Source organism: Moraxella bovis, from assembly GCF_002014975.1.
GTDB classification, from domain to species: Bacteria; Pseudomonadota; Gammaproteobacteria; order Pseudomonadales; family Moraxellaceae; genus Moraxella; species Moraxella bovis.
In genome coordinates, this window is the sequence record NZ_MUXV01000006.1 from 79284 (window position 1) to 105088 (window position 25805).

A 25805-nucleotide genomic window follows, 5' to 3' on the forward strand; every position below is an offset into this window, starting at 1 on the left:
CTCCTTTATTTTATTGGGTAATTCGGTGGCTGCCTGAATTATCGCCTACACTAAGTTATCTTTATATCCATTTTTACTTTTTGTAAGGAAATCATCATGGCAAACTCAGCCCAAGCTCGTAAACGTGCACGCCAAAACATCAAACGCCGTGCCCAAAACGCCTCTCAACGTTCTATGGTTCGTACCTACATCAAACGTGTGGTATCTGCCATCGAATCTAAGTCTTATGACCTAGCAACCGAAGCCTACGCCAAAGCCGTTCCTGTGATTGACCGCATGGCTGACAAAGGCATCATTCACAAAAACAAAGCCGCTCGTCATAAGAGCCGTCTAAACAAAGCCATCAAAGCACTAAAAGCTTAATCGGCACTCATGCCAGTTTTGGTAACAGACGTAAAAAGACCTTAATATTAATTAAGGTCTTTTTTATTTTAAAGTGGTAGATTTTGTGTTAAAATTTGTGCGTTTTTTCGCCTTTATTTTGCTTTTATCCTGCCCTTATTTAAAGGGTTTTATAAGAATTTGTAAGGACGCACCATGTCAGACACCCCACCCCAAGCCAACCACCCCACCCCAAGCCAACTCCCAAAGCCTGTCTCACTCACCCATCAGCTAAACCGTGAAGCCAAATGGTCTTTGTATCTGACACTCCTGTATATGGCAGGTTGGGTGATTTTTGCCTATTTTATGCCAGCAGGAACGGGACTTTTGGGCTTGCCGTTGTGGTTTGAGTTAAGCTGTATTTTTTTGCCCCTGATTTTTATTTTAATCAGTATGGCGGTGTTAAAGGCGATTTATCAGGAAGTAGATTTGGACACTGATTTGACATCAGACAAAGGGGGCGACGCATGAGTTTAAATATTCAAATTTTAATCCCCTTTGTTCTGTATCTGTTTTTTGTGTTTGGGGTGGCGTGGCACGCTTATCAAAAACGCAAAACGGGCGGATTTTTAAATGAATACTATGTCGGCTCACGCTCCATGGGCGGATTTGTGCTTGCGATGACCACGGTGGCGACTTACGTCTCGGCAAGTTCGTTCATCGGCGGGCCAGGGGCGGCGTATAAATTTGGCTTGGGCTGGGTGCTGCTGTCCATGATACAAGTGCCTGCAATCTGGCTCACGCTTGGCACGCTTGGTAAGAAGTTTGCCATGCTCGCCCGCCAAACAGGTAGTATTACCATCAATGACCTGCTATTTGCCCGTTATCAAAATAAAGTCGTGGTGTGGCTTGCGTGTGTCTCGCTCCTACTGGCGTTTTTTGGCATGATGGTGGTGCAGTTTATTGGGGCGGGTCGTCTGCTTGAAACGACACTGGGTCTGCCTTATGAATGGTCGATTGGCGTGTTTGCCCTTGTGATTGGGCTTTATACCTTTATTGGGGGCTTTCGTGCGGTGGTCTTGACCGACACCGTGCAGGGGCTTGTCATGCTCATCGGCACCATGCTCCTACTTGGGGCAACGATTGTCGCCACAGGGGGTATGGAGAACGCCATGACCACCCTGCACGCCATTGACCCACGCCTACTGACCCCCACAGGCGTTGATGATAAGCTGTCGGCAACATTTATGCTGTCGTTTTGGGTACTGGTGTGTTTTGGTCTCATTGGCTTGCCCCATACGGCGGTACGGGCGATGGCGTATAAAGACAGTCGCTCGCTACACCGTGGGATACTCGTGGGAACGGTGGTGATGACGGTGCTGGTCTTGGGCATGCACCTAGCAGGGGTCTTGTCTCGTGCGGTCGTGCCTGAGCTTGATGTGCCTGACAAGGTCATTCCCACGCTCATGATGACGGTGCTACCGCCCTTTGTGGCAGGGATATTTTTGGCGGCACCTATGGCGGCGATTATGTCGTCCATTGACTCAATGCTGATACAGTCGTCAAGCACGCTGATTAAGGATTTGTATTTATCTATCAAGCCTGACGCTATCCACAACGAAGCCAAAATCAAACGCTACTCCACCACGCTCACGCTTGGCTTTACCGTGATTTTGGCGGTCGTTGCCATGCTAAATCCGCCAGATATGCTCATTTGGCTAAATTTGCTGTCCTTTGGTGGGTTAGAGGCGACTTTCTTATGGGTGCTGGTCTTTGGGCTGTATTACAAAAAAGCCAATGCCACAGGGGCGATATGGTCTATGGTGGCAGGTCTGACTAGCTATGTCATCATTGCCTATTTTAAAATCGCCTTATGGGATTTGCACGCTGTTGTGCCTGCGTTGGTGATTGGGCTTGTTGCGTTTTTGGCGGGGAATAAGTTAGGGGAGATAAAAAAGGTATGATGTTAGGATGTACCTGCCTTTTGTATTTGCAATGAAAAATGTCTGTTTAAAAAAGCAGGGAATCGCACGTTTTTCAAGGAAAAAATGCAGGCTGTGAGTTTTCTATCAGACAAGTTTTTGGCTTTGAGCCACAATCCGGCCCACTTAATTTTGAAAATTAAGTAAAAATCTTAAAATCTACACAGTTAAGTGGTCGGATAGCCATTTTTCATGTAAAAATTGATAAAGTATAAATTTGCATCTTATTGTATAAAAATATCATCAATGTTCAACATGCCCTTAGACATACTGCAAAATAAAATGTTTATGTTCAGACCCTGATATTTTGAGTTTAAAAATTGAAAAATGCTGCAAAACCATTATTTCACAGTGACTCTGTTGTTGTGAAAAACACAAAAACCAACACACCCCAACAAAAAAATCACCCAATATCCATTGAGCGATTTTTGTTTTATAAAACCATTAGACTCTAAACTGTGGGAGCAATGCAGGCACACCGGGGAACATGCCCACCAAGCCCATGGCAATACACAGAATCACAAAACCTGCCACAGGGATAATCACACGTCCCATCAAACCTAGCTCAACACTACGTTTTTTATCACCGATAAGACCTAAGTTGTCTAGCATCATGGTTAGCGACCAACCAAACACGGGATTCACGAGTGCTGATGAGAACACCACGATGGCAGCTGACTGAGTTGTCTTACCTGCACGAGTCATCTCCATGCCTGCTTCTAGTAGGGGTACAAATACCGCCACGATAAGAGCTGTGGAGAGCACAGGTTGCCATACCGCCAAGTCCATGGGATAACCCCAAATGGCTGCGACGATACAAAATACCGCAGTCAAGACAGCACCAGCAGGAATCGGACGTTTAGCAATGGACGCAGGCACGATGTAGGTACCCCATGATGATGTGAAGTTCGCCCCGCCCAGTGCTGAGCCCACCATTTGACGGATAGAGCACGTAATGGTCGTGTCATCAATATTCATGTGCGTGCGTTCAGAGTGCTTAGGATAGCTGATTTGCTGAAATACTTTGTGTCCCAAGAAATCTGGTGGCCACATGGCAACCGCCAACACCGCAAAAGGAAACACCACGATAAAGGCTTTGGCGTCGGGCAAACCCAGTGTCCAACCTGTATCCTCACCCCACCAGTAGGTCGGACTAAGTGGCGGCAGTCCCGGCTCGGTCTTAAACTCAAAGGGAGCTCCCAAGATAAACGCCAAAAATCCTGCCAACGCACAGCCGATAGGCACTGCAAGCCAACGTTTTTGCCAATGTTCTAGCAAGGCATACATGACAATGGTTGACAAAATGATGATAAAGGCGATGTGTGGCAGACCAATTTTATCCGCCCACGCTATCATGTTTTTGACCTGAGCTATCAGCCCCACAAAACCCAGATAGAGTAGTAGCCCGCCTGCCACCCCATTACTGGTGAGTTTGGACATAAGGCTACCGCCTTTTAAGACCGCCATAATCAGTCCAAATACCCCGATGAGTACACCAAAAGCAAGTGGGTGCCCCCCTGCCGCCACTACAATAGGAATGAGCGGAATAAGGGGTCCGTGTGTGCCGGGTAAGTTGGATGTTGGCAGGAAAAATGCCGAGAAAATAAGTACAAAAATTGAAGCGATAATCATCTCATAGCGGACGTTTTGCAAAACAAAATCTTCGCCCAAACCAAGTGGTGCAGCAAAGGCAGCTGCCATCGCTCCTACCATGACGATTTTACCAATCATCCCCGCCATCGCAGGAATGGTATCTTCAAACTCAAAACGATAATCACGAAATGGCAAGTTCACACCCCATCTTTTGGGTTTCATGATTTGCAATTCGTGTCTTAGATAAGCGTCACGAGACTCAAAGGCAGATGGTGACTTATGAAGCTCTTCATAGCTTTTGGTTGCGTACTCTCGGATTTGCTCTTCGGTTAAATCAGATTGAACATCACTCACAAATATCTCCTATCACTGTGAGAAAAATGCGTTTTAAAATCCTTGTTTTTTCATTTGTTCAAGTCTTGCATTCATCTGCACGCTCAAACAATGCCAAAAAACACTTTTTAAAACACTCAGCAATCTTGCCATTCCACCAATTCATTAATTATTTCTACAAGATAACACAAATATTTTTTGGGTTATTTTATAACAATAATTTAATAAATCAATCGCACTAGCAAGAGTGCGGTGCTGATTATAACTTTCTTTTTTGTGACTGTCATGTTTTATTTGTAAAAAATTATGAAATATTTGCTAAGTTACTAATTTTTAATGACATTAAAACCCATTACACCTAGGGCATGCCTATCATTGATAATATTTTTATAAAAATTTACATTTTAAATCAATTTTTGCATGAAAAATAGGCGATTTTCCCTGTTTTTTATTGCAAATACCAAAGGTAGGTACGCCCCAGCAACACAAACTCATTTTGTGTAAATGATAAAAATTTGTTAAAATAAATCCCCATTACAAAACAATCACAAAAACCATCACATGACCACACCCACCACTTACCCCTGCCCCCAATGTCAAAAACCGACCAGTTGGTCTGATAACCCCAACCGCCCCTTTTGCAGTGAACGCTGTAAGCTCATTGATTTAGGGGCGTGGGCAGATGAGTCGTATCGTGTGGCAACCGATGATACGCCATTTAGTGATGAGCTGCCAGAAGTGTGATTTACCTAAATTTTGAGAGTTTTATCAAATTTTACACCCTATGAATTTGACAATTTTTGATTTTATTATTTAGAAAAGTTTAAGGATTTGTTATGTCATATCTTATGCCAACCTACGCCCGCCAGCCCATCTCTTTTGCGCGTGGGCAAGGTTCATATCTGTATACCGCAGACGGCACGGCGTATCTGGACGCTCTGACAGGCATTGCCGTGTGTGGGCTTGGGCATTGCCACCCTGCTGTCAGCCACGCCATGAAAGAGCAATCCGACACACTCATTCACACTAGCAACTTATACCAAATTGACTGGCAAGAAAAAGCAGGTGAAATACTGTGCCAAAAGGCAGGCATGGATAAGGTGTTTTTTGCCAATTCAGGAGCCGAAGCCAATGAATGTGCCCTAAAATTGGCTCGCCTATACGCCCACAACCAAGGCAAATCTCGCCCCAAAGTCATCGTCATGGAGCACGCTTTTCACGGTCGCACCTTGCTCACCGTAACCGCCACCGCCAACCCTAAGGCTCGCTCAGGCTTTTTTACCCTAGATGATGACTTTATCCGTGTGCCGTTTAATGACATCTCTGCCGTGGAAGCCTTGACCGATGATAAGGACATTTGTGCGGTATTTGTAGAACCGATTCAAGGCGAAGGCGGTCTGCATACCCCAAGCGATGATTATTTAGAAAAACTACAAAACATCTGCGATGCTAACGACTGGCTATTTATGCTGGACGAAGTGCAAACAGGCAACGGTCGCACGGGCAAATATTTTGCTTATCAGTATGGCAATGTCAAACCCGATGTGCTAACCACCGCTAAAGGACTGGGCAACGGCTTTCCTGTGGGGGCGTGTATGGTGTCAGGCAAAGCCAAAGACTTATTTGGGGCAGGTTCACACGGCTCTACCTTTGGTGGCACGCCCTTTGGCTGTCGTGTGGTCTGTGCCGTCTATGATGAGCTGACCGATAAAGTCATGACAAATGCGGTGCGTGAGAGTGATTTTATCCGCCAAAGCATGCGTGAGCATTTCCCACAAATAGACGTGCGTGGGCGTGGCATGATGATAGGTTTTGGCTTGCCTGATGACGTGGATTGTACGCACATTGTGGATATGGCTCGTGATGAGTTTCATCTGATTTTAAATGTAACAGGCGGTAATGTCATTCGTCTGCTCCCTGCCTTAAATATCAGTCATGATGATACGGTGATTTTGACCGATAGGCTGATTAGTTTGTTAAAAAAGACTTTGGGGCGTGTTGAATATTAGTATCTGCCATGAAAAATGCCTGTTTAAAAAAGCAGGGGAATCGCCCGTTTTTCAAGGAAAAAACTTGAGGTTGATGGTTATTCTATCAAGCCAAGTTTTTGACTTCGAGCCACAAGATTTAGCCATTTTTCATGCAAAAATAGATTGAAACGTTAAATTTTCATCTTGTTTTGTAAAATGTTATCAATGATAGGTACGCCCCAAGATAAACTTGGTGTAAAATTTGCCATATTCTAGCAACCATTGTTAAAAAAATACCTAAAATTCATCCGATTTTGCAAAACTTGTTGAAGTTTATTTTGGTAAAATTACCATACTTTATTTCATTCTCAACTTCTTATAAGCGATTGATTTATCAAGGGCGAATTGCAACTCGTCCTACAACCCAAAAAATATCTATGGGTAATCAACGGGTTGCTATTTTAAGTTGGGAATGAAGCATACTTTATTTTATCAAAACAATTTTAGGAAAATCATGAACAACACTCACCGTCAAACAGGAGCAAGCATTTGGGTCATCCTGCCGTGGCTCATTGCCCTAGCCTTAGCCACGGCTTTAGTGCTATTGGTCGCCAAGCACAACACCACGCCCATAACCGCCCAAAGCACCCCCAAAGCCGAGCAGATTGCCCCAAATACGCAGTCAAGCGAGCAGGCATGGCAACCCACCCTTGCCACGCCCAAAGCCCACAACAACCTCGACACCGCTCCCACAGTAGATTCTTATCACGACGCAGTGACCCAAGCCAGTCTGTCTGTGGTTAATATCTACACCACCCAAAAGGTGCAAAACCCTTATATGGGCGATCCTGTGTTGGAGCAGTTTTTTGAATACTATGGGCAAGGGCAAGAGATTGACAGGGGAGCGAGCAGTCTAGGTTCAGGCGTGATTGTCTCCAAAGACGGCTATATCGTCACCAACGCCCATGTCATCGAAAAAGCCGATGAGATTACCGTCGCCTTAAATGACGGGCGTAAGGCACGGGCGACCATCGTCGGGGCGGACGTGGAGAGTGATTTGGCGGTGATTAAGGTTGAGATGGATAACCTTGTTCCACTCGCGTTTCGCCGTGAACCCATTCGTGTGGGTGATGTCGCTCTTGCCATTGGCAATCCCTTTGGCGTGGGTCAGACCGTCACCCAAGGTATCATCTCTGCCACAGGTCGTTCTGGACTGGGTCTGACCACCTTTGAAGACTTCATTCAGACTGACGCCGCCATCAACCCTGGTAACTCAGGCGGTGCTTTGGTGGACGCCAATGGGGCATTGGTCGGTATTAACACCGTCATCTACTCTCGCTCTGGCGGTTCGATGGGGATTGGCTTTGCCATTCCCACCACCATTGTTGAGCAGGTCATGAACGGACTGATTAGCACTGGCAGGGTCAGCCGTGGCTGGCTTGGCGTGGAGATTGCCCCTGTCAGGGAAAACCCCAGCAATCTCACCACTCACGAAGGTGTGGTCATCGCCAGTGTCATGGCGGATGGTCCAGCAGGCAAGGCAGGTCTACGGGCAGGCGATGTGGTGCTGTCACTAGACGGCAAAACCATTGACAACGCCAACACACTCATCGGTATCGTTTCTGCCAAAGCCCCCGACAGCACACTTGATGCCGTGGTCAAGCGTGGCGACGATGAGCATGAACTTACCATTACCGTCGGCGAACGCCCCAGTCGTGGCAACAACCGCCAAAACAACGAGCAAGACAGTCGCTCTCTAAGCCCCGAAGAGCGTGCTTATCTTAATGAGCTGTTTAATCAGTTAAACCGCATGCACGGACGCTAATGGCAAAATAACAAAGTAAATCCAATCTTTGTATTAGGGCGTGCCTGCCCTTGGTATTTGCCATGAAAAATGAGAAAAATCGCCCGTTTTTCAAGGAAAAACTTGAGGTTGAGGTTGATAGTTATTCTATCAACCTCAAGTTTTTGACTTCGAGCCACAAGATTTAGCCATTTTTCATGCAAAAATGAATTAAAGTGTTAAATTTTATCTTGTTTTATAAAAATGTTATCAATGGTAGGCACGCCCTAGTTTTTTGTTGAATTTTCAAAATAAAGCCTTACTATTTATCAATCATTTACAAACCACGAGGACATCATGAGCGAACACATCGATGACGATAAAATCCTAGCGTCCCGACCAGTCATGCCAACGTTCGCTTGTTTGTCGCCACGCCTGCTGATGGTGGTGAGCCGATTTGGTGGTTTGGGGGCGGATTTGATTTAACTCCCTTCTATCCTGTGATGAATGATGTCGTGCATTGGCACACCATTGCTCACAAGCTGTGCCAACCTTTTGGCGATGATATTTATCCAACCTTTAAGGCGTGGTGCGATGACTATTTTTACCTAAAACATCGTGGCGAATGCCGTGGCGTGGGCGGACTGTTTTATGACGACCTAAATACTGCCACACAGCGTTGGGATTTTGAAAAATGCTTTGCCTTTATGCAGGCGGTAGGGCAAGGCTACATTGATGGCATCATTCCCATTTTTGAAAACAACAAACACAGACCCTATACCGCCGATGAACGTGCCTTTCAGCTGTATCGCCGTCGGCGGTATGTTGAGTACAACCTTGTCTATGACCGTGGCACGCTGTTTGGCTTGCAATCCAATGGTCGCACCGAGTCCGTTTTGGTGTCCATGCCCCCTTTGGCAAGCTAGGCATATCGCTACGAACCTGTGGCAGGCACGCCAGAGTTTGAACTGACCGACTTTTATTTAAAGCCCAGAGATTGGCTCGGTTTGATGGACAAATCATAAACGCCCGCTTTGTTATCAAATGTAACTTTGTGTGCTTTTATGCAATGGCGTTTGAAATCATCAAAGGCTTGTGATATATTTGGGTCAATTTTATATCAAAAGTTTGTATAAACTCATGAATAATAAAAAAGAATTGGTTTTTGCCAATTCTTTTTTGTCAAATACCCAAGCCACCTTGATAGGAAGCCCCGTGAAATTCGTAAAAATGCAATCGGTAAAATCTTTCACTCTCATCACCCTAACCGCCCTTGTCCTGACTGCTTGTGGCGACAAAGCCCCTGCTGGTGCTGGCTCAGCAACATCAACCGATGTCAAAGCTCGCCAAGACCTAATGCAAGATTGGCGTGGTGCCAATGACATTTTAAAAGGCATGATGGAAAATCCTACCAATTTTGACGTTGCCACCTTAAAGAGCAAGCTGAGTTCATCAGTGGTAGTACCGCCCAAATGTGGACGCACTTTAATGATGCCAATGCCAAAGGCAACTCTCAGGACGCTGTATGGTCAGATGCGACAGGCTTTCAAACCAAAAAAGACGAGTTTAATGCTGCCGCCCAAAACCTTGTGGCAGTCGCCACCACCGCTCAAAGTGCTGATGATGTCCATGCTGCTTTTGGAGCCATGGCAGAAGGCTGTGGCAGTTGCCATAAAGTTTATAAAAAGTGATTGTTGATTACTGAACATTTGCATGATTTTAAGGGTAAACTGTGTTTGCCCTTATTTATCTTTATCATTGTTCAATTAAGATAATTTTGTTAATATTTACATATAAAAAAGAGAGCGAGCTTCACCCAAGTGTTTATTTTGCCACGAGACTTGTAGGGGCGTGTTGCACACGCCCTTGGTGATACGTTGATATTTAGGGCATGCACAGCACACCCCCACAACTTCACTCAAAGACATTATTAATCAATAATATTAATACCTATATTTTATACAAACAAAAACAAGCCCAATTTGAGCTTGTTTTTGTTTTTAAAGCAATAATTATTTTAAATAATCGTTTTGCAAATCATGCCTTATCAAAGTTTTCTTGGGCTTTGTCCCAGTTTACCACATTCCAAAATGCCTTGATGTAGTCTGGGCGTTTGTTTTGGTATTTTAGGTAATAAGCATGCTCCCACACGTCAAGACCGATGATTGGCGTACCTTCACAGCCTGCCACGTCTTTACCCATCAGTGGGCTGTCTTGGTTGGCAGTTGAAACAACGGCAAGTTTGTCGCCTTGCTTAACCAGCCATGCCCAGCCCGAACCAAAGCGGGTGGCGGCGGCTTTTTCAAATTGCTCTTGGAACGCCTCTACCGAACCAAAATCACGCACGATGGCATCTTTTAGCGAGCCTTGAAGCGTGGTGCCAGTTTTTAGGATTGTCCAAAATAGACTGTGGTTAGCGTGTCCGCCTGCGTTGTTGCGAACGGCAGTTTGCTTGTCGGCAGGCAGTGCAGATAGATTGGCAATGACTTCTTCGGCTGATTTGTCCGCCCATTCAGTGCCTTCTAGGGCAGCGTTGGCGTTATTAACATACGCTTGATGATGGCGAGAATGGTGGATTTCCATGGTTTCTTTGTCAAAATGTGGCTCTAATGCGTCATAGCTGTAACCTAGCTCAGGCAGGGTAAAAGACATGATAATTCCTTAATAAAATTAGGGTTAATGTTTGTACAAATCGTTGATTTGTCCCATCAATATAAAGGCAAAATTGGCAAATTTCAAGTGCTATTTTATGAGTTTACAAAAAACCAATCTATTAAATGATTATCATTATTTAATAGATAGTCAATACTTATCTTACCCACCACAAAGCAAAAAAAAAGCAAATGGCATTTTAAAAACAGCCTTCTATCCAAACCAGATTTTTGTGCATTTTTAAAAAATTTAACCTTAGTATTTATAAGGATTTATTCTTATTTTGGAAAGAGATTTGATAAAATAAACCTATCAGACCATACCTTATTTCCCAACTTTATATCAAATGATTGATTTATGATACAGCTAACAAAATTGAATTTTACTACACAAGCCGTTTGCCACAAGCTTGCCTGCGGGTCGGTTTCCGTCATGGGCAGGCTTAGCTCACCACGAACAGAAAACCGTAGTAATTTTGCACTTTGTAGAGTGCATCTTAATTCATTCAAAAATATTTATTAAACCCACTTTTATAACGCCAGCCAACCTATAAAAACAAAACCGCCTTTTTGCACAATTTTTGCCACGCTCCAAATAAAAAATGCTACAATACCCCAAACCCTAACACACTCTCATCATGGCAAAAAAATCCTCTTACGTCTGCCAATCCTGCGGAGCCAATTACGGCAAATGGTCAGGGCAATGTGCCGACTGTGGCGAATGGAACACCCTCACCGAAGCCCCCAACGTCGCCATGCCCCACCACAAAAAAACCACCACCAAATCCGCCCCGAAAACCGCCAACTATGCAGGCGACAGCTCTGGGGTCATGACCCTTGCCAATGTCGGCTTTTCGCTAGAAACCCGTATGCCCACAGGCTTGGGCGAATTTGACCGTGTGCTTGGCGGTGGGCTTGTGGCAGGCTCGGTGGTGCTGATTGGGGGCGACCCGGGTATCGGCAAATCCACAATCCTTTTGCAGACCGCCATTAACATGGCAAGTAGCGACTCGCTGGCTGGCTCGGCTCTATATATCACAGGCGAAGAGAGCCTGTCGCAGGTTGCCATGCGTGCGGTGCGACTAGGGCTACCGACCGACCGCCTAAGGGTACTTGCCGAGACCAACGTTGAGACCATTTGCATGGCTCTGACCGCCGAACAGCCTGCCATTGCCGTCATTGACTCCATTCAGACGCTCTTTACCGAAGCCATACAGTCCGCCCCAGGGGGCGTCGCCCAAATCCGTGAATCCGCCGCCGTCTTGACACGCTATGCCAAGCAGACAGGCACGGCACTGTTTTTGGTGGGACACGTTACCAAAGAAGGGGCGTTGGCAGGGCCTCGTGTGCTAGAACACATGGTGGATACGGTGCTGTATTTTGAAGGCGAGTCCGATAGCCGATTTAGAATGATTCGCGCGGTCAAAAACCGTTTTGGGGCGGTCAATGAACTGGGTATTTTTGGCATGACCGATACAGGTTTAAAGGAAGTTGCCAATCCGTCCGCCATTTTTTTGAGTCGATATGACAAGCCCATTGCAGGGTCGGTGGTCATGGTCAGCCGTGAAGGTACACGTCCTCTGCTTGTGGAAGTGCAAGCGTTGGTGGACGATTCGCAAGGTCAGCCCAGACGTATGGCGTTGGGGCTTGATTATCAACGCCTATCCATGCTCCTTGCGGTCATGCACCGTCATGGCGGTATCTACACGAGCGGTCAGGACGTGTATGTCAATGTCGTGGGCGGGGTCAAGGTCATGGAGACAGGCTCGGATTTGGCGGTGCTGATTGCCTGTGCGTCTAGCATTAAGGAAAAACCGCTACCTGCACGGCTGTGCGTATTTGGTGAAGTGGGACTATCGGGGGAGATTCGCCCTGTGCCAAACGGTCAAGAACGCCTAAAAGAAGCGATGAAACACGGCTTTACCTACGCCATTATCCCCAAAGCCAACGCCCCCAAAGTAGGCGATAAAAATTTTGCCAATATCAATATCATTGCCGTGGATAGGCTAGATGATGCGTTGATACGGGCGTTTGAGCTTGCGTGATTGGTTTTTGCAGTTAAATAATCCAAATAAAAGCTATGCTAGTATCTTTTTTAAAAAATCTTACCGCCTATGGCATTCGATACAGCCTAATTATCCTATTGCTAATTATTTGGCAATTGGTCATTGGATTTGGGTTATTGCCTGATTATTTATTGCCATCGCCCATGCAAATCATTAAGGCATTTATTGATGATTTTTATTTGCTTATGAGTCATGCCAAATATACGCTGATTACGGCATTTTTAGGCACAATCATTGGGCTGATATTAAGTTTTGTGTTATCCATTTTAATGGATTTGTCCAAAAACTTTCGTCAAATGGTCTATCCGATTTTATTATTAAATCAAACCATTCCTACCATTGCCATTGCCCCTTTACTTGTGATTTGGCTTGGCTATGGCATATTGCCAAAAGTGGTGCTGGTGGTATTGTCGGTATTTTTTCCGATGACGATTGCACTTGTGGACGGTTATAATTCGGTACAAAAAGAGCAATTAAATCTCTTTCGTTCATTAAAAGCAAGTCATTATCAAACTTACCGCCATCTAAAAATACCGTCCGCCATGGGGTATTTTTTTACAGGATTAAAAGTGGCGTTGTCGTATGCTCTTATCTCGGCAGTGGTGGCAGAATGGCTTGGCGGTTATCATGGGCTTGGGGTCTATATGACCCGTGTGCGAAAATCGTATGAGCTGGACAATATGTTTGCGGTGATATTTTTGATTAGTGTTCTGACTTTGATTTTGATTGGATTGGTTAAACTTTTGGAAAGAAAAGTTTTGGCGTATCAATATCAAAAATAATTGGGATTTTGATGTTTTAGCTAAATTTATTTTTAAGCGTAAGGTGCGTATCACGCACCGTTTTTATATTAAGGTTTTTTTTGTTGGTGCGTAATACACACCTTACGGCAAATGTTAATTTAAAAAAGCGTTTTAATTCTAAAAATGGTAGTAGTCTGAAAAGTATGCCAAACTAGGTTTTCCGTTCGCCCTAAGCCTGCCTGCGGGTAGGAAAACCGTTAGGCTTCCCAACCTCGCCACGAACGGTTTTCTTTGTAGCATACTTTTTGAACCAGAGCCCTAAAAATTTTCTTAAAAACCCAAAACTTGACAACCATTGTATTTTATTTTATAATTAAAACATTAGTCGGGGTGCTTTATTTTTAAATAAAAGCTGAGATGATACCCGTGAACCTGATACAGTTAATACTGGCGTAGGAAACTAGACAATGATTATCAAGCTCTGTTTGACATTTTATGTTAAGACTTGTTTTGGTCTGTTAAACGCCAAGATTGGCTGTGTTGTTTTTTGACCTTTGGGTGCTTGGCACTTAAAGGTTTTTTATTGTCTAAATGGAGCAAACAATGCACTTAACTTTGAATGGCGTGGCGTTAAAAAATGTAGGATTTGGATTGGCAATGGGCGTTTCCCTATTGCTTGCAGGCTGTGGCGACAACAAACCTGCCCAAACCAAAACAGACACCAAGACCGAAACCGCCCAAACAGGCGAAAAAAGTGAGCAATTAGAAGAGCTTATCATCGCCCTTGACTGGGTGCCAAACACCAACCACACGGGGCTGTATGTGGCGCTTGAAAATGGTTATTTTAAAAATCAAGGCTTTGATGTCAAAATCGTCCAGCCGTCCGAAGACAGTGCGTCCACGCTGGTGGCGAACAATCGTGCCGATTTGGGCGTGTATTTTCAGCCCAATATGGTCAAACGCCTAAACAAAGGCGAGCCGATTGTGGCGGTGGCAACCATCGTTCAGCACAACAACGCAGGGCTGTTGTCGCTCAAATCTTTGGGAGCAAGCACGCCCAAAGACCTGCACGGCAAACTCTATTCCACTTGGGAAGACCCTGTGGACGATGCGACCGTTGCCGAAATCGTGGGCAAGCCATTGCACAAAATCCCAGGGGAGAGTACGGACGCCACCACCGCCCTAAAAATGAACCAATTTGACTACATTTTGGCGTATTATAGTTGGGACGGCATTCACGCAGGGCTAAAAGGCGAGCCGACCAACTTTTTTTATTTAAAAGACCACAACCCCGCCTTTGACTACTATTCGCCTGTGCTGATTGCCAACAGTAACAAGGTGGGCGAAAATGCCGAACGCTATAAAAAAGCCCTAACCGCCATCAAAGAAGGCTACACCTATTCTGCCCAAAACCCTGCCAAATCTGCCGAAATTCTTATCAAGCACGCCCCTGAAACCAATAAGGAGCTGGCGATGGCAAGCCAAGAATTTATGTCCAAGCAATATCTGGACGACAAGGGCGACTGGGGTAAAATTGACCCTGTGCGTTGGGATAAGTTTTTTGAATGGATCAATGATAAAAAATTGACCGATAAGCCCATTGAAAAAGGGGCAGGGTTAAATACAACGCTGTTGCCTTGATTTTAATTGGGATAATTACAATTTGTCCAATGATAAAATAAAGGTGTGAAATTCGCACCTTTATTTAAAATAATAGAAAATCTTTTAAAATGAAATTATCCAAAAAAGACTGGTTACAGTTGTTTGCTTTTATGGTTGCAATGATTGCACTCATTGTAATAACAGGGTTTGATTTGATTTTTTCATTGCCTTTAATGACGATTTATCTTATCCTATACTTTTTTGATAAAAGCACACCACAACATCAAAGTAAAACAAAAATTATCTCTTATCTAGCGTTGCTGTTTTTGGTTATTTTTGGCAAATCTTTGGTGGAGCCTATTTTTAAAGATAACATTCATCAAGTTTGTGGGATATTGATTAAAAATGACTTTGAATTTTTTGATAGGCTTATTTTTAACCCACCCAATACCCTGATTGAAAAAGATACCCAAACCCTAGAATTTCGCTCTTTTAGTACAAATATTCTTATCAATTCCCAAGTGTGTGTTAATTATATAGAAAGTGATAATACAATTTGGTTGTTTAATGATTATGTGTTGGATATCAAACAATCAGAGAATTAACTTTCGCCTCCAATTTATCTCAATTTAAAAAATGTCCAAACTTATCCTAAACAATCTCCACCATTCCTTTGAGAACAAACCCTTATTTAATGGTTTGTCTTTGTCTGTTGGCACAGGCGAAGTAGTGGCGATTGTCGGGGCAAGTGGCGTGGGCAAAACGACTTTGTTTAATATTGTTGCAGGGCTGATTACCCCAAGCGATGGGCAGGTGCGGATTGATGGCGTGGATAGGACGGGGCAGGCAGGCTTTGTGGGCTATATGCTCCAAAAGGATTTGCTGTTGCCCTTTAAAAGTGTCTATGACAACATTACCCTGCCTTTGACCTTACAACACCTGCCAAAATCCGCCATTCATGACAAAATCATGCCTCTACTACCTGCCTTTGGGCTTGATGAGCTATACCACAAATACCCCGCCCAGCTCTCAGGCGGACAACGTCAGCGAGTGGCACTGCTTCGCACTTATCTAAGTAATGACAGTCTTATGCTCTTAGATGAGCCATTTTCGGCACTGGATTTTGTAACCAAAAATCAGATGTATAAATGGTTTGGGGCGTTTCAAAAAGACAAGGAACTGACTTGCCTTATTATCACGCATGACATTGATGAAGCGATTTATTTGGCAGATAAATTGTATGTATTAAAGGGGTTTCCTGCCACACTTGCTCATCATTTTGTCATTGATAAATCATCTGATTTTTTGCAAAGTGTAGAATACTTAAATCTAAAACAAGATGTGCTTAGGGCGATACAGGGTTAAGTGGTTGCATGGATTTAAATACCCCAATAAACACCGAGCCCACACCAAATTAAATTCTATTCTTACTTTCCATTTTTAAAAACGTATTTTTAAAATTTTGATATTGAATAATAGCCCCACAAACCCCACATTACACCTTTGGCAATTTGCCCAATTTGCTACTTTTCCTTTCATAATTTATAAATAATAACCATGTCTTTATTTCGCTACTTTGAAAACCGCCTAAATCCCTACCCCGACAGTCCGATGCCCACTCCCGACTCCAGTCAGCGTGGATTTTTTGGGTTTTTGTGGGCGTGTACCGAAGGGGCGAGATTTTGGATTGGGGTGCGTATTGTTTTATCAATATTGCTTGGCATATTTAGCTCGCTGTTATTTGCATGGGCGGGCGATGTCGTGGACTGGCTGACCGTCTACACCCCCGAGACTCTATGGCAAGAAAAGGGGGCGACCATTACACTGATTTTGGGGCTGTGTGTGCTGTCCATTTTTGGCGAATTTATCGACAACTTAATCCGCTTTCAAGTATTGCAGGGGGTCATGCCGATGCGACTGCGGTGGTGGTTTCATAAGCACATGCTTGGACAGTCCATGCAGTTTTATCATGATGAGTTCTCAGGGCGTGTCTCTGCCAAAGTCATGCAAACCGCCCTATCGGTGCGTGATACGATTATGACAATGGCAGAGATGGTGTCGTTTGTCGTGGCGTATTTGGTCACCAGTGGTGTGATTTTATTAGGGCTAGATATTTGGCTGTTTTTGCCGTTTGTGGCGTGGCTGATTTGTGTGGCGTGTATGATGAAATTTTTCCTGCCTCGCCTGCGTGAGACCGCCAGTAATCAAGCCGACGCTCGTGCCTTGATGACAGGACGTGTGACCGATGCTTATGCCAACATCAGTGCGGTCAAGCTGTTTAGCCACTCCAACCGTGAGCTGTCCTATGCCAAATCCGCCATGAGCGAGTTCATGACTACCGTCCATGCCCAAATGCGGTGGGTGTCCATCTTAGGAACGACGACCGAGACGCTCTCGCTTATCATGATAGTCGGCAGTACCGCCATCGGTGTGTATCTGTGGATGATGGGCGAAGTAAGCGTTGGGGCGATTGCGGTGGCAAGTGGTATCGCCCTGCGTCTAAAAGGCATGATTCAGTGGATTATGTGGGAGATGGCAAGCCTGTTTGAGCATATCGGCACGGTGCAGGATGGCATGAGAACACTAACCACGCCCCACGCCATCACGGATAGGGCTGATGCTGGTGAGCTTGTGGTGGCACGGGGAGAGATTGCGTTTAAGGACATGACCTTTAACTACGGGCGTAGCGAAGACAGAACTGCCCTATTTGATAAGTTCAACCTAGCCATTCAAGCAGGCGAGAAAATCGGTCTGGTCGGTCGCTCGGGGGCGGGCAAGTCTAGCCTTGTCAATCTACTACTGCGTTTTTATGACGTGGACGGGGGCAGTATCAGCATTGATGGGCAGGACATCAGTGCCGTCACTCAGACATCGCTCCGCCAAAATATCGGCATGGTCACCCAAGACACCGCTCTACTGCACCGCACCGTGCGTGAGAACATCGCCTATGGCAGACCTGATGCGACCGATGACGAAATCATCGCAGCGGCACGCCTTGCCCACGCATGGGATTTTATCCAAACCTTAGAAGACAAGCACGGCAATACAGGGCTTGACACCGAAGTGGGCGAACGTGGCGTGAAACTCTCAGGCGGTCAGCGTCAGCGTATCGCCATCGCTCGGGTCATGCTCAAAAACGCCCCCATCTTACTGCTTGATGAAGCGACATCTGCCCTAGACAGCGAAGTGGAACACGCCATCACCCAAAGCCTAGATGAGATGATGAAAGGCAAAACAGTCATCGCCATCGCTCACCGCCTATCCACCATCGCCAGTCTTGATAAGCTTGTGGTGATGGACAAAGGCGAGATTATTGAGATGGGTAGCCATGACGAACTCATCGCCCAAGGCGGGATTTATGCTAACCTATGGGCAAGACAGTCGGGCGGATTTTTGGGTGAGATGTAGGCGTGCTTGCCCCAGTCAAACATACTTGACTACACAGTGTAACACAACTGACAACCCTGTAACAATTTACCACCAAAACAGTGTCCAATACATATAGATGATTAAGGTAAATTTCTTATAATTTTTAAAATTTACCTTTATTTTAAGATTTTTAAAAGAGAACCCCATGAAAACCTTACCCTTTTACAAAGTAGCACTTAGCACCATCGCCTTGACCGCCCTACCTGCCATGGCTCAGCTAAACACAGTAGGCATCGCCCCTGCCATGCGTGGTGAGCTAACTACACCCATCTCCCATGCCAACGCTACCAACCTACTTAGTCAGTCTGTGGCAGGCGTGCCATCCATCAGTGCTAATATCTCTAACGTCAATCGCATTGCCACCGTTGTCATCAATGCCAACCAAAGCGGTAGCACTCGCCTTGATGTGAGCTTGATTGATGATTTTATTGATGATGTCGCCCCTAACGCTCGCCACTATCCACCAAATTTCCCCAATCGCACCACTGAATTTATCACCAGCGAGAACATCAAATATCTCTCCGACTGGCTAGAACCTTACGCCAATGCCAATGACGCAAGCCTTGATGTCATCTTGCGTGTCGCCAAAATCAACGGCATGGCTCGCAACCTAAACATCGGCACTGACTACACCCAACGTGCCAATAAATACATGGCAAAAGCCATCGCTTTGGCTCCTGATAACCCCGAAGCCAACTTCCTATACGGCATGATGATTAGTGAAGGTGGTGGCTTTATCGAAGGGCAAAAATACCTACAAAAAGCCGCCAGTCTTGGCTATCTAGAAGCCGAACAAAGTCTCGCCCAAGCCGAGCTACTGGCGGACAACCACGCAGGGGCATTATCTCGCCTAAAAGCCTTGCAAAGTCAGCACCCGACCAATGCTCAAATTGCCGAACAGGTTCGTATCGTTGAAAATGGCGGTTATTATATTTGGAACATCAAAAACGACAACATCAACGTCAAGCCATTGCAATTAGCCAGTAATCAATAAATACTTGCTTAGACTTTTAAAAATAAATCCATCAAATATTCCTTTTGGTGGATTTTTTATGTAAAATTATCGGGAAAATATCAATACACAACAAGACCCCGTATGACCAAACTTACGCTAAGTACCCTAAGCCTTACCCTAACTCTTGTTATCACAGGGTGTAGCACGCTTCACAAGCCCAAACAAATCCAATCGAAAATCATCGACACACATCGTGCCAACATCACCACTCGCCCACAAATCAGTGCTGCGGCAAGCAGTATCTTACTTTCATCAGGTCTAACCCAAGATGAGTGCATGAATGCCTTTGATGACTGTTTGGACAAAGTCAAAGAAGTACTTGCCTTTGGCAATCCGCAAGTTGCCGTCAATGACCGCCAGCACCAACAAATCGCCAGACCCACCCTTGCCCTACTCTCTGAGTTATACTACACCAAAGCCCTAAGCCTTGGCGAGCAGGACGCTTGTCAAAGCCCAACCCGTCCACCGCTAGACCCCTATTACGCCAACGCTCCCCTATCCGCCAGTGAGCAAGCCGATAAGCAAAAGGAGCGTCACGCCTGCCTATCTGCTAAGCGAGACGCCATTAAGGCAAGCATTAACCACAGCTATGCCTATCTGTTTTATGACAGCTTGACAGGACAAAAGACCACATCGCCCCTAGTCACCGAGAACGACATCAAGGCTCAGGACTTGTACCATGTGGCGAGCAACGCATTGATTGGCGAGCTGTACCAAGCCCAAAACGGGGCTTTTGCCAACGCTCATCAGCAGGGCTTTCATCTCACCCCCACCAGTGACTACGGTCATATCCTTGCCAACAGCTACCACAGTGATGACGTCACCGTCAATCTCTACCTTGCCCATGACTCTGACTACATGGCAAATCTAGATGTAAGCTCACAAAATCAGCACCTGCTCTCCGACCTAGTCTCAGCTTATGACTCACGTTTGGCAGACTTAAATACCACCAGTAGCCGAGCAGGTCTGGGTGTGCCTTATGTGGGCGTGTTGCCTGATCGCCCAATGATTACCCTACGAGAGCTGGTTGGTCAAAACCAGTCCACCAAACCACGCATCAGTCACGCCATCGACAGCACTACCGCTGACCCTGCCGATAACCCAACCGACAACCCCACCAAAAACATCAAAGCAAATAACCCTCTGCTTAGCCAAGACCTTGACAGCATCGTCAGTCGCATTCATCCCACAGGACACATGCTCCTGACAGGCGTGGTCAAGCCCCAAGGCACGCACTTGTCTGACGTGCTGTCAGCAAACGTGCTAGACGTGCATTTTTTTAACCCTTATAAAACCAAAGACATTGAGATTTTGGGCAAAAATTACCCCCTATCGGCAAACTTCTCAGCAGGGTACGCCCTATGGCTTGCCGAGAACCAACTACAAGGCGTGGGCATTTTAAACATGCTAAACAAAAACACCGCCACCCTGCCCCAACTGTTTATGTTAAAGCCCTACGACCCCAATCAAAAAGTCATCATCATGATACATGGCTTGGCGTCCAGCCCTGCCACATGGGTCAATCTCACCAACAATCTCTTTGCCGACCCCGTCCTGCGTGATAACTACCAAGTATGGCAAGTGTTCTACGCCACCAACCTGCCCATGCTCGAAAACCGCTACCAAATCCGTGAAGTCATCGACACCGCCTACGCACTCACCGACCCCAACGGCACTCACCTTGCCAGCCAGCATAGCGTGATTATCGGGCATAGCATGGGTGGTATCATGGCAAGAATGCTTGTCTCCGATGATGATTTGTTACCCCGATTGGATGATTTGGGTAAATTGGATGATTTGGACAAATTGGTTGATGCCACGCATATAGACGGCATGGATAATGGCGACCTAAATAAAATCACCAACAACCAAACCCACCCCCATAACAATACCCTAATCAGACAGCTACTTGCAGACACTTACCAAGAAAATTTTAACAACCGCTTTGCCCTGCATGCCCTGCCACAAGTTGATACAGCAGTGTTTATCTCCGCCCCTTTTGCAGGCACGGACTATGCCGACCGCTGGTTTACCCGCTTTGCCCGCCGTGTCGTCCGTCTACCCCTAGACATCACCAAAACTGTGACTGGCACCATCATAAACAGCGGACAAGTGGACAGCACCCAGCTCCAAAACAGTGCCATCGGCTCACTCTACCTACAAAATGGACCAAGCCAGCTCTCCGACCAATCCGCCTTTATAAAACTTACCAAAGAGCTAACCATTAATGACAATGTCGCCTACCACACCATCATGGGCGACCGTGCTGGTAGTGCCGAGAGCTTGCAGGGCAATCTGGTCGGGCAAAATCTCTCTGACGGCATCGTCCCCTATGACAGCTCTCACCTAGACGGGGCGGTCAGCGAAACAGTCGTCACAGGCGGGCACAACATTCACGAAAACCCCAAAACCATTTTGCAATTACGCAAAATTCTACACGAGCATTTGGCACGTTATGGCGACCATACGACAACAGATGTGGCAAATGACGAAAAAGATGGGCAAGACAGGAAAGATGGGCAAGATAAAGAAAGTGGGAAATCCACAACAGATGACATTGACGAAAAAATCGTTAAAGAAGAGATGAACGCCAATCTCAATTAATATGGTAATTTTTTGATGATTGGGAGTTTTTTTGAGACGCAGGGGCGAATCACATTCGTCCTTGATGAATTGCTGATATAACGTTAAAAATGGCGTTTATTTTACAAACCAATCAAACACCCAAAGCCCTACGCCATCACTATCCAACGCCCCAATCACCGCTTGCACTTTGTTATCGATATACCGCCAATCGCCAAGTACCATGCGTTTTTTGTCGCCCAACGTATGTACGGCAGGACGGTGCGTGTGTCCGTGTAGCAGGATATCACACGTTTTCATGGTTTTGGCGACCATATCGGAGTTTACGTCCATGATGGTGGTAGGTTTTTGGTGTTTGTCGCTGTGGGATTTGGCTTTGATTTTTTGGGCAAGGCGTTGGCGGTAGGCGAGCGGTTGTTTTAAAATAAGCCAAGAGATGACAGGATTTTGGATAATTTTTCGATAACGCTGATACGCCTTATCATCGGTACATAGCCTGTCGCCATGTTCTAGGCGAATGGTTGTGCCATTTGAAAGTGTTAAAAAATGCGGTTCTTTGATAAGTGTGCCATAAAAGGTATCACACAGACTTTGGCGAATGGCAAAATCTCTATTGCCGTGCATGACATAAATGGTGGTTTTTGTGGAGAGAGTTTTTAGGGTATTTAAAATAGGCGTTAAAAAATGCCGTGCTTTTTTGTCATCGGACAACGTCAAATAATCATCATCGCCAATCCAACCGTCCAGCCAGTCGCCCAAAATATAAAGGCTTTGCAAGTTTGGCAAAACGCACAAATCTTTGATAAGTGCCAAAAACGCTTGATTTAGGGCAGGCGTGTCGCTTGATAAATGCAAGTCACTGACAAATACCGCACTAATATCATGGGGGCGAGTGGTTAATAAGTGGTCAAATTGTTGCATGGCAAGGCTTAAAATGAATAAAAAGGGCGAAAATGATTCGCCCTTACAACCAAAATAACGGCTAATTACTTAGAAATCACTTTGGCAGAGTTAATGACAATCGGTGTGGTCGGTACGTCTGAGTGATAGCCATAACGCCCTGTGGGTACGCCTTTGATTTGGTTTACCACGTCCATGCCGTCTGTTACTTTACCAAACACCGCATAGCCCCAGCCTTGTGGCGTTGGGCTTGAATAATTCAAAAAGTCGTTGTTTTTGACGTTGATAAAAAATTGAGCCGTTGCTGAATGTGGGTCTGATGTACGAGCCATGGCGATTGTGCCAACATCATTGGTTAGACCGTTGTTAGCTTCGTTTTTGATAGGGGTGCCGGTGCGTTTTTCGTTCATCTCGCTATCCATACCACCGCCTTGAATCATAAAGCCGTCAATCACACGATGAAAAATCGTGCCGTCATAATGACCGCTTTCGACATAGTCAAGGAAGTTTGCCACCGTAACAGGGGCTTTTTCGGCGTTTAGTTCAATGACAATCGCACCGTGTGTGGTGTCAAACTGCACAACAGGCATGTCCATAAGGATTCCTTATAAAAGTGAAAATTGGCGAATATTATAGCAAAAATTTGATAAATTGTTAAGCCTCATAATGATGACGGCATGAAATGATGATGAGTGTTTCATTTTCATAACAATAAACCAAGCGGTTGGCATCATCAATGCGTCTTAACCAGTAGCCTGTTAGGTTATATTTTAATGGTTCGGGTTTGCCGATACCGTCAAAAAAGGTCTCGTCTGCAATCCTTAATCAAGGCATTAATACGTTTTATGGTTTTCTTATCTTGGCTTTGCCAATACAAATAATCATCCCATACCTCATCAAACCAGCTAATCCTCAATCAAATCCCTTTGGGTAAGTTGACGATTTTTTACCGCTTGCACGCCACGCATAAGGTGTTCGGGATCGGCAGGGTTTGACAATAGATAATCTGTTTCTTTAAAAGCATTATATTCATCAAGACTAATCACCACCGCAGAATGTTTGCCACGTTTGACAATCACAGGGGCATGGCTGTCTTGAACATAATCAAGGGCGGACGCTAGGTTTTGGCGAAATTCGCTATAATTCATCACTTACATGATAGCCTCCTAATTACACTATTGCACTCTACAAAATGAAAAAAGCACTACGGTTTTTCGTTCGTGGTGAGCTATGCCCGCCCATGACGGAAACCGACCCACAGGCAAGCTTGTGGCGAACGGAAAACCTAGTTCAGCATACTTTTTGGACTACTACCCAATTTTTTATACTGCATGAGCCAAAAGGGTTTGACCCATGAAACATTGTTGATTCAAAACAGTCATGAAAACACTCCTAAACCAAATACAAAAGAACGTGATGATACTCGTTTAAACCCGCCTCACTTAAACTTCACAGGTCGCTCGGCATTGGGATAATGATGTTCATGCTCGACATCACACTCCTCACCCACCGTTGCCCCCTTATCATCCTTAGGCTTCTCAATATAGCCTGTGCGTTCTTTTACGGGCAGGTACTCATGCTCCCACACCATGACCGCTTGCATACAGGTTTGGCGTTGTTCGTCCGTTAGGCGAACGCCATTATCCCATTTGCCAATCTCAATGGCGGTGCGGAATTTGGCGACGATTTCGGGGGTTAGGCTGTTTAGGATGTCTTGTTTGTTCATGTTTGACCTTTTTGATTTTGGATTATTTAAGTAAGTTTTTTATCACACCCATCAGTCCACGGCTGATTGCTCGGGTCGCTTGCTTATTCAACTGACTGCCCAGTGCATCCGCCACATCATACGCCATGCCTTGATTGCGACTTTTACGCCCGCCTGACAGACCACCAATAAAACCATCTAACGCCCCCAGCTCTTTTTTGTCTGATGATTGGACTGATTGGCTTTTTGCCTTGTCTTGTTCTGCCTCTGCTTTTTGGGCAAGCTGTTGGGCTTCTAGCTGTGCCAAAGCCTCAAATGCCGAATGATTGTCCACGCTATCTTTATAATAGCGATACAGCACATCGGACTCAAAGCTGGCTCGGCACTCTTCGGCTGTCAAAGGCGACAAGGCAGACGCAGGCGGTAGGATATAGGCACGCTCGACCACGTTTGGCATGCCCTTTTCATCCAAAAATGAGACAAGAGCCTCGCCAACACCAAGCTCGGTAATGGCACTGGCGACATGCAAATTTGGGTTGGTGCGAAACGTATCAGTGGCTGCTTTGACTGCTTTTTGGTCTCGTGGGGTAAAGGCTCTTAGGGCGTGCTGAACACGATTACCAAGCTGTCCTAATATCGCATCGGGCAAGTCAAGCGGGTTTTGGGTCACAAAATACACCCCCACCTCCTTAGAGCGAATCAGTCTGACCACCTGCTCCACCTGCTCTGTCAGAGCCGATGATGCGTTGTCAAACATCAGATGAGCCTCATCAAAGAATAAGACAAATTTGAGCTTATCAAGGTCGCCCACTTCGGGAAACCTCTCAAAAATCTCTGCCAAAAACCACAACAAAAACGCACTGTACAGACGGGGCGAGAGCATGAGCTTTTGGGCATTTAGGATATTAATCACGCCCCGACCGCCCTCGGTCTGCACCCAGTCTTCTAGGTTCAGCTCAGGCTCGCCAAAAAAGTCATTACCCCCCTTCACTCTCTAACTGTAAAAGCTGACGCTGTATCGCCCCGACACTCGCTGGCGAGACGTTGCCATACTGCGTGCGATAGGTTTTGGCGTTATCAGCGACGTGAGTGAGCATGGCTTTTAGATCTTTGGCAGTGGTTCAAAAAG

24 protein-coding genes, 2 pseudogenes and 1 riboswitch are annotated in these 25805 nt (G+C 45.6%); of the genes and pseudogenes, 17 read left to right on the forward strand and 9 right to left on the reverse strand.

Translation table 11 applies throughout. From position 1 onward, the window contains the following. The first annotated feature begins 96 nt into the window (after positions 1 to 96). From rpsT to panF, 3 genes are all read left to right on the forward strand, one after another. Positions 97 to 363, forward strand: a complete 267-nt coding sequence (gene rpsT / locus B0182_RS01745) for a 30S ribosomal protein S20 (RefSeq protein WP_078273291.1) — start codon at positions 97 to 99, stop codon at positions 361 to 363. 174 nt (positions 364 to 537) lie between these two features. Continuing rightward, positions 538 to 852 (forward strand): YhdT family protein, encoded by a 315-nt coding sequence (locus B0182_RS01750; RefSeq protein WP_078273292.1) that lies wholly within the window; start codon positions 538 to 540, stop codon positions 850 to 852. After that, on the forward strand, positions 849 to 2285 hold the full coding sequence (gene panF / locus B0182_RS01755; protein ID WP_078273293.1) for a sodium/pantothenate symporter: 1437 nt from the start codon (positions 849 to 851) through the stop codon (positions 2283 to 2285). Before B0182_RS01750 ends, panF begins: the two co-directional genes overlap by 4 nt. 462 nt (positions 2286 to 2747) lie before the next feature. Here panF and B0182_RS01760 read toward each other — a convergent pair whose 3' ends face one another. Further along, positions 2748 to 4250 (reverse strand): DUF3360 family protein, encoded by a 1503-nt coding sequence (locus B0182_RS01760; RefSeq protein WP_228157812.1) that lies wholly within the window; start codon positions 4248 to 4250, stop codon positions 2748 to 2750. Positions 4251 to 4790: 540 nt separating this feature from the next. Between B0182_RS01760 and B0182_RS01765 the strand changes: the two genes are divergently transcribed. From B0182_RS01765 to B0182_RS14735, 5 genes and pseudogenes are all read left to right on the forward strand, one after another. Then, positions 4791 to 4973, forward strand: coding sequence for a DNA gyrase inhibitor YacG (locus B0182_RS01765; RefSeq protein WP_078273294.1), 183 nt, complete (start codon positions 4791 to 4793; stop codon positions 4971 to 4973). 92 nt (positions 4974 to 5065) lie between these two features. Next, positions 5066 to 6238 carry an aspartate aminotransferase family protein gene (locus B0182_RS01770; protein ID WP_078273295.1) on the forward strand — a complete coding sequence of 391 codons (1173 nt, stop codon included), beginning with the start codon at positions 5066 to 5068 and terminating at the stop codon, positions 6236 to 6238. A 475-nt stretch (positions 6239 to 6713) separates the two neighbouring features. Then, on the forward strand, positions 6714 to 8024 hold the full coding sequence (locus B0182_RS01775) for a S1C family serine protease (RefSeq protein WP_078273296.1): 1311 nt from the start codon (positions 6714 to 6716) through the stop codon (positions 8022 to 8024). Positions 8025 to 8365: 341 nt separating this feature from the next. Beyond that, positions 8366 to 9007 (forward strand): annotated as a pseudogene (gene hemF, locus B0182_RS01780) (oxygen-dependent coproporphyrinogen oxidase); the annotation flags it as partial. Between the two features lie 190 nt (positions 9008 to 9197). Next, positions 9198 to 9680: a hypothetical protein gene (locus B0182_RS14735; protein ID WP_244893630.1), complete on the forward strand. Its 483-nt coding sequence runs from the start codon at positions 9198 to 9200 to the stop codon at positions 9678 to 9680. Positions 9681 to 10019: 339 nt separating this feature from the next. Here the strand turns inward: B0182_RS14735 and sodA are convergent, their stop codons facing one another. Further along, a complete protein-coding gene (gene sodA, locus B0182_RS01795) occupies positions 10020 to 10634 on the reverse strand; it encodes a superoxide dismutase [Mn] (protein WP_029102762.1) in 615 nt (204 codons plus the stop codon). Positions 10635 to 11271: 637 nt separating this feature from the next. Between sodA and radA the strand changes: the two genes are divergently transcribed. The 8 genes from radA to B0182_RS01835 all read left to right on the forward strand — a co-directional run bounded on the left by radA (position 11272) and on the right by B0182_RS01835 (position 22092). Continuing rightward, on the forward strand, positions 11272 to 12678 hold the full coding sequence (gene radA / locus B0182_RS01800; RefSeq protein ID WP_078273299.1) for a DNA repair protein RadA: 1407 nt from the start codon (positions 11272 to 11274) through the stop codon (positions 12676 to 12678). A gap of 35 nt (positions 12679 to 12713) precedes the next feature. Continuing rightward, positions 12714 to 13481: an ABC transporter permease gene (locus B0182_RS01805; RefSeq protein WP_078273300.1), complete on the forward strand. Its 768-nt coding sequence runs from the start codon at positions 12714 to 12716 to the stop codon at positions 13479 to 13481. A 337-nt stretch (positions 13482 to 13818) separates the two neighbouring features. Further along, a riboswitch (TPP riboswitch) is annotated at positions 13819 to 13918 on the forward strand. 127 nt (positions 13919 to 14045) lie between these two features. After that, positions 14046 to 15083 carry an ABC transporter substrate-binding protein gene (locus B0182_RS01810; RefSeq protein ID WP_078273301.1) on the forward strand — a complete coding sequence of 346 codons (1038 nt, stop codon included), beginning with the start codon at positions 14046 to 14048 and terminating at the stop codon, positions 15081 to 15083. A gap of 89 nt (positions 15084 to 15172) precedes the next feature. Beyond that, positions 15173 to 15649, forward strand: coding sequence for a hypothetical protein (locus B0182_RS01815; RefSeq protein ID WP_078273302.1), 477 nt, complete (start codon positions 15173 to 15175; stop codon positions 15647 to 15649). Positions 15650 to 15680: 31 nt separating this feature from the next. Then, positions 15681 to 16409 carry an ABC transporter ATP-binding protein gene (locus tag B0182_RS01820; protein WP_078273303.1) on the forward strand — a complete coding sequence of 243 codons (729 nt, stop codon included), beginning with the start codon at positions 15681 to 15683 and terminating at the stop codon, positions 16407 to 16409. Positions 16410 to 16601: 192 nt separating this feature from the next. Further along, positions 16602 to 18452: an ABC transporter ATP-binding protein gene (locus tag B0182_RS01825; RefSeq protein WP_078273304.1), complete on the forward strand. Its 1851-nt coding sequence runs from the start codon at positions 16602 to 16604 to the stop codon at positions 18450 to 18452. A gap of 166 nt (positions 18453 to 18618) precedes the next feature. Next, on the forward strand, positions 18619 to 19467 hold the full coding sequence (locus tag B0182_RS01830) for a tetratricopeptide repeat protein (protein WP_078273305.1): 849 nt from the start codon (positions 18619 to 18621) through the stop codon (positions 19465 to 19467). Positions 19468 to 19569: 102 nt separating this feature from the next. Beyond that, the gene (locus B0182_RS01835) at positions 19570 to 22092 is read left to right on the forward strand and encodes a lipase family alpha/beta hydrolase (RefSeq protein ID WP_078273306.1); all 2523 of its coding nucleotides are present in this window, start codon (positions 19570 to 19572) and stop codon (positions 22090 to 22092) included. Between the two features lie 96 nt (positions 22093 to 22188). Here B0182_RS01835 and B0182_RS01840 read toward each other — a convergent pair whose 3' ends face one another. From B0182_RS01840 to B0182_RS01855, 4 genes and pseudogenes are all read right to left on the reverse strand, one after another. Continuing rightward, on the reverse strand, positions 22189 to 22992 hold the full coding sequence (locus B0182_RS01840; protein WP_078273307.1) for a UDP-2,3-diacylglucosamine diphosphatase: 804 nt from the start codon (positions 22990 to 22992) through the stop codon (positions 22189 to 22191). A gap of 65 nt (positions 22993 to 23057) precedes the next feature. Beyond that, positions 23058 to 23567, reverse strand: coding sequence for a peptidylprolyl isomerase (locus B0182_RS01845; protein WP_078273308.1), 510 nt, complete (start codon positions 23565 to 23567; stop codon positions 23058 to 23060). A gap of 58 nt (positions 23568 to 23625) precedes the next feature. Continuing rightward, positions 23626 to 23887, reverse strand: a pseudogene (locus tag B0182_RS01850) (Txe/YoeB family addiction module toxin). Further along, positions 23877 to 24119, reverse strand: a complete 243-nt coding sequence (locus tag B0182_RS01855; RefSeq protein WP_078273309.1) for a type II toxin-antitoxin system Phd/YefM family antitoxin — start codon at positions 24117 to 24119, stop codon at positions 23877 to 23879. Before B0182_RS01855 ends, B0182_RS01850 begins: the two are co-directional and overlap by 11 nt. 44 nt (positions 24120 to 24163) lie before the next feature. Here B0182_RS01855 and B0182_RS14155 point away from each other — a divergent pair, with 44 nt between their 5' ends. Next, positions 24164 to 24328 (forward strand): hypothetical protein, encoded by a 165-nt coding sequence (locus tag B0182_RS14155; protein WP_158079593.1) that lies wholly within the window; start codon positions 24164 to 24166, stop codon positions 24326 to 24328. Positions 24329 to 24409: 81 nt separating this feature from the next. Here B0182_RS14155 and B0182_RS01860 read toward each other — a convergent pair whose 3' ends face one another. Genes B0182_RS01860 through B0182_RS15295 form a run of 3 tightly spaced genes read right to left on the reverse strand, consistent with a single transcriptional unit; the run spans position 24410 to position 25773 of the window. Continuing rightward, positions 24410 to 24697 carry a YeaC family protein gene (locus B0182_RS01860; protein WP_078273310.1) on the reverse strand — a complete coding sequence of 96 codons (288 nt, stop codon included), beginning with the start codon at positions 24695 to 24697 and terminating at the stop codon, positions 24410 to 24412. Positions 24698 to 24719: 22 nt separating this feature from the next. Next, on the reverse strand, positions 24720 to 25667 hold the full coding sequence (locus B0182_RS01865) for a helicase HerA-like domain-containing protein (protein WP_421648786.1): 948 nt from the start codon (positions 25665 to 25667) through the stop codon (positions 24720 to 24722). After that, positions 25654 to 25773 carry a helicase HerA-like domain-containing protein gene (locus tag B0182_RS15295; RefSeq protein WP_421648787.1) on the reverse strand — a complete coding sequence of 40 codons (120 nt, stop codon included), beginning with the start codon at positions 25771 to 25773 and terminating at the stop codon, positions 25654 to 25656. Before B0182_RS15295 ends, B0182_RS01865 begins: the two co-directional genes overlap by 14 nt. Between the last annotated feature and the right edge of the window lie 32 nt (positions 25774 to 25805).

Bases quoted from the DNA above. Each gene is read 5' to 3' on its own strand.
- rpsT (WP_078273291.1), top strand. From the start codon at position 97: ATGGCAAACTCAGCCCAAGCTCGTAAACGTGCACGCCAAAACATCAAA.
- B0182_RS01750 (WP_078273292.1), top strand. From the start codon at position 538: ATGTCAGACACCCCACCCCAAGCCAACCACCCCACCCCAAGCCAACTC.
- panF (WP_078273293.1), top strand. From the start codon at position 849: ATGAGTTTAAATATTCAAATTTTAATCCCCTTTGTTCTGTATCTGTTT.
- B0182_RS01765 (WP_078273294.1), top strand. From the start codon at position 4,791: ATGACCACACCCACCACTTACCCCTGCCCCCAATGTCAAAAACCGACC.
- B0182_RS01770 (WP_078273295.1), top strand. From the start codon at position 5,066: ATGTCATATCTTATGCCAACCTACGCCCGCCAGCCCATCTCTTTTGCG.
- B0182_RS01775 (WP_078273296.1), top strand. From the start codon at position 6,714: ATGAACAACACTCACCGTCAAACAGGAGCAAGCATTTGGGTCATCCTG.
- sodA (WP_029102762.1), bottom strand. From the start codon at position 10,634: ATGTCTTTTACCCTGCCTGAGCTAGGTTACAGCTATGACGCATTAGAG.
- radA (WP_078273299.1), top strand. From the start codon at position 11,272: ATGGCAAAAAAATCCTCTTACGTCTGCCAATCCTGCGGAGCCAATTAC.
- B0182_RS01805 (WP_078273300.1), top strand. From the start codon at position 12,714: ATGCTAGTATCTTTTTTAAAAAATCTTACCGCCTATGGCATTCGATAC.
- B0182_RS01810 (WP_078273301.1), top strand. From the start codon at position 14,046: ATGCACTTAACTTTGAATGGCGTGGCGTTAAAAAATGTAGGATTTGGA.
- B0182_RS01815 (WP_078273302.1), top strand. From the start codon at position 15,173: ATGAAATTATCCAAAAAAGACTGGTTACAGTTGTTTGCTTTTATGGTT.
- B0182_RS01820 (WP_078273303.1), top strand. From the start codon at position 15,681: ATGTCCAAACTTATCCTAAACAATCTCCACCATTCCTTTGAGAACAAA.
- B0182_RS01825 (WP_078273304.1), top strand. From the start codon at position 16,602: ATGTCTTTATTTCGCTACTTTGAAAACCGCCTAAATCCCTACCCCGAC.
- B0182_RS01830 (WP_078273305.1), top strand. From the start codon at position 18,619: ATGAAAACCTTACCCTTTTACAAAGTAGCACTTAGCACCATCGCCTTG.
- B0182_RS01835 (WP_078273306.1), top strand. From the start codon at position 19,570: ATGACCAAACTTACGCTAAGTACCCTAAGCCTTACCCTAACTCTTGTT.
- B0182_RS01840 (WP_078273307.1), bottom strand. From the start codon at position 22,992: ATGCAACAATTTGACCACTTATTAACCACTCGCCCCCATGATATTAGT.
- B0182_RS01845 (WP_078273308.1), bottom strand. From the start codon at position 23,567: ATGGACATGCCTGTTGTGCAGTTTGACACCACACACGGTGCGATTGTC.
- B0182_RS01855 (WP_078273309.1), bottom strand. From the start codon at position 24,119: ATGAATTATAGCGAATTTCGCCAAAACCTAGCGTCCGCCCTTGATTAT.
- B0182_RS14155 (WP_158079593.1), top strand. From the start codon at position 24,164: ATGAAAAAAGCACTACGGTTTTTCGTTCGTGGTGAGCTATGCCCGCCC.
- B0182_RS01860 (WP_078273310.1), bottom strand. From the start codon at position 24,697: ATGAACAAACAAGACATCCTAAACAGCCTAACCCCCGAAATCGTCGCC.
- B0182_RS15295 (WP_421648787.1), bottom strand. From the start codon at position 25,773: ATGCTCACTCACGTCGCTGATAACGCCAAAACCTATCGCACGCAGTAT.